This window comes from Psychrobacillus sp., from assembly GCF_056205495.1.
In genome coordinates this window covers 1-3,713 of sequence record NZ_JBAEAP010000419.1, presented here as the reverse complement: position 1 = coordinate 3,713, position 3,713 = coordinate 1, and the positions used below count along the sequence as shown (strand labels likewise).

The window sequence follows — 3,713 nt, the reverse complement described above, 5'->3', positions numbered from 1 at the left end:
GCTAAGGGTAAAAAGAGAACGGAATCTTGTGAGACACTTCGACCACCAAACACACCTTCTAGCATTTTAGGGTGCTGGGTTATCAATCATACGTACCAATCTAAAAAACACGGGAAATTTGTAGAAGTATCTGGGAAATTCGATATCAACGTGTGGTATGCCCACCACGATCACTCTAAAACATCTGTATTTACGGAGACGGTGAATTACAAGGATCGCATTAAACTAAGCTATAGAGACAAAGATGCAACTGGTGAAGAAGTTCATGTACGTGTCATTCAGCAGCCAAATTGCACAGAAGCAATTATTGTAAAAGGCTGTGAATTCCAAGTGACGGTAGAGAGAGAGTTACTTGCAGAGGTAGTCGGAGAAACAACTGTTTGTATTCAAGTTTATGATGAGGACTTCGAGGAAGAATGGTCTTACGAGGATGAGAGTTCATCTAGCTCTTCCAGCTCATCTAGTTCATCCAGCTCATCCAGCTCTTCAGACGATTTCCACGATTCATCTTCACTTTAATAAGCCGGCGCTGGCCGGCTTTTTTTTTGCTTTAAAGTATGGATTTTTTTTGAGATACCATAAAATGCATGCACTGGCATGGTCATGTAGCTCTTCTAACTAGTCCCTTCTAATGATTGCAATAGGTCTCCTCTAAAGCTAGTTTTTCCCACAAGAAACATCTAAAAACAAGTCGTATTATGTCTGCGGTGATTATTTAATTTGTTATAATAGGGGGAGTAACAATGAGAAGAGGGAAACAATGACTACAATTACTCCAATGATGCAACAATATTTAAAGATTAAAGAAGACTACATAGATGCTTTTTTGTTTTTCCGTCTCGGCGACTTTTACGAGCTATTTCATGATGATGCGATTAAGGCGGCATCCATCTTGGAAATTACGTTAACAAGCAGAAAGGATGGCATTCCAATGTGTGGAGTGCCACATCATGCTGCACAGAGCTATATAGAGACCCTAATTTCGAAAGGGTATAAGGTAGCGATATGCGAGCAGGTGGAAGATCCGAAGGTTGCTAAAGGTGTGGTTAAACGTGAGGTTGTTCAACTGGTAACTCCAGGTACCCTGATGGAGGGAAAGGCATTACAAAACAAAACTAATTATTTTATTGCCTCAGCAGATTTATTGTCCACCGAGGAAGTCGTCTTTTCCTATTTGGATGTGTCCACAGGCGACGGGTTTACTACTATTATAAAAGGTGACGAGAAGGAAGTCGTTCAGCAGCTCTTAGCGCTACAGGCAAAGGAGTTAATCGTTAGCGAACAATTATACTTAGTAATAAATGACTTATCCTCTATTCACGATTTTACGTTATCCATCGAGCAAGAGGAATTGTCGGATGACGAAGCTGCGAAGTATGTGGTAAATCATCCAGCAGAGACCTATCGTACAGTCAAGCGTTTGTTAAAATACATACAGAAAACACAAAAACGATCATTGCTTCATATTCAACCGTTTAACTTCCAGGAAAGAGAAGCATTCCTTGCAATGGATTACCATTCTAAACGTAATTTAGAGCTTGTTTCCTCGATACGAAGCGGAGATCAAAAAGGAACCTTGTTATGGCTTTTAGATGAAACTGTTACTGCTATGGGCGGTAGAAAGCTAAAGCAATGGATTCATCAGCCACTTGCCAATAAAAGTGCGATTGAATCTAGGCTCAATATAGTTACCAGCTTCTTAGATGATTTCATGTTAAGAGAGGACATAAAAGAGCTTTTCAAAGAGGTTTATGATTTAGAACGACTGGTTGGAAGAATCGGCTTTGGAAGTGCTGGAGGACGCGACCTTGCCCAACTTAGACAGTCTCTTTCTAAAATTCCACAGATCAAGCAGCTTCTATTAGAAACGCAAGACGAAACGCTTCAAGTATTAGGGGAAGCAATTGAAGATTGCCAGGACATTTGGAGAAAGCTAGAGGATGCGATTAGCGAGCAGCCACCAATTTCTGTCAAAGATGGCGGAGTTATAAAAAATGGTTACAATGACCGCTTAGATAAGCTTCGAGATGCTTCTGTTAACGGGAAAAAATGGATTGCAGAGCTCGAAAGAAGAGAACGAGAGATCACTGGGGCAAAAAATTTAAAAATAGGCTATAACCGAGTATTTGGATATTATATTGAGTTAACGAAGTCGAACATTCACTTGGCAGATGAATCAAGATATGTCCGAAAACAGACTCTAGCAAATGCTGAAAGGTATATAACAGATGAGCTCAAGGAGAAGGAATCTCTTATCCTTTCAGCTGAGGATGAAAGCCTAGTTTTAGAGTATGAGCTTTTCTCCGAGCTGCGAGAAGAAATTAAACAATACATCCCGCTAGTGCAAAAGCTAGCGAAGCAAATTAGTGAGCTAGATGTGTTCATTTCGTTTGCAGAGGTCGCTGAAAAGCATCGTTTGACAAGACCGCTGTTCCATGACTCGAATGCGATGATTATTAAAGAGGGAAGACATCCGGTTGTGGAGAAGATGATGAACAATCAGCTGTATGTCCCAAATGATTGTGTATTGACTGAAAAGGAAAATATGCTACTTATTACTGGACCGAATATGTCAGGTAAGAGTACCTTTATGAGACAGGTAGCCATCACTGTCATAATGGCTCAAATTGGCTGCTACGTGCCTGCAAAATCTGCTGAGCTGCCAATCGTGGATAAAATATTCACTCGAATAGGAGCAGCAGATGACCTGGCAGGGGGGCAAAGTACTTTCATGATTGAGATGATGGAATCTCAGCATGCCATAGTCAATGCCACAAACAAAAGCTTACTATTGTTCGATGAAATTGGACGTGGGACTTCTACTTATGATGGTATGAGCTTAGCGCAGGCCATGATGGAATATATACACGACCATATTGGAGCGAACACGTTGTTCTCCACTCATTATCATGAGCTGACAGAACTAGAGCAAACGTTATCGATGCTACGAAACGTCCATGTGGCTGCAACTGAAAAGGATGGTAAGGTAGTTTTCCTTCACAAGCTAAAAGAAGGTCCAGCAGATAAAAGCTATGGAATACATGTCGCGGAGCTTGCACAGCTGCCAGAAGAGATTATTTCAAGAGCTCGAAATATCCTGAAGTCGTTTGAACAGCAGGAGAGAAAAGAGTCAAATGAGAGAAATGGGGCAAATACTCAGCTATCATTTTTTGATGAGGTGTCCTCTTCTGAAGCTCCCGTAACCATTGTAAAAGCGGAAGAGACTAATGAAGAAGAAAATGAAACAGCAAGAATTATTATGAAAAAGCTTAAAAAGGTCAACATTTCGGGTACAACACCTTTAGAGGCCCTTCAATTATTATACGAGCTACAAAATGAGCTAGATTAAAAAATATAGGTGGTGAGCAACAATGGGGAAAATCGTCGTAATGGAAGAGCTCTTATCTAACAAAATAGCTGCAGGGGAAGTAGTAGAACGTCCAGCCTCCGTAGTGAAGGAGTTAGTAGAGAATGCCATTGATGCAGAAAGCACCTCCATCGAAATTATGCTAGAGGAGGCAGGGTTAGCTAAAATTCAGGTGACAGACAATGGTAAGGGAATGGATGAGGAGGATGCATTACGTTCCTTCTCCAGACATGCCACATCCAAAATAATGACGGAGCACGATCTGTTCCGCATCCGCTCCTTAGGATTCCGTGGAGAGGCCTTAGCCAGTATAGCTTCTGTTTCTAAAATCGATCTTTGGACATCA

Annotated in this window: 3 protein-coding genes; all 3 read left to right on the top strand. The window is 41.2% G+C overall.

Annotated features, from left to right (window positions below):
• The coding region (gene cotE / locus AC06OU_RS12325; RefSeq protein ID WP_475856113.1) for an outer spore coat protein CotE at positions 1 to 519 on the top strand (519 nt) is incomplete at its 5' end.
• A gap of 241 nt (positions 520 to 760) precedes the next feature.
• A complete protein-coding gene (mutS, locus tag AC06OU_RS12320; protein ID WP_475856112.1) occupies positions 761 to 3,349 on the top strand; it encodes a DNA mismatch repair protein MutS in 2,589 nt (862 codons plus the stop codon).
• Positions 3,350 to 3,371: 22 nt separating this feature from the next.
• On the top strand, positions 3,372 to 3,713 hold a 342-nt coding region (gene mutL, locus AC06OU_RS12315; protein WP_475856110.1), incomplete at its 3' end, for a DNA mismatch repair endonuclease MutL.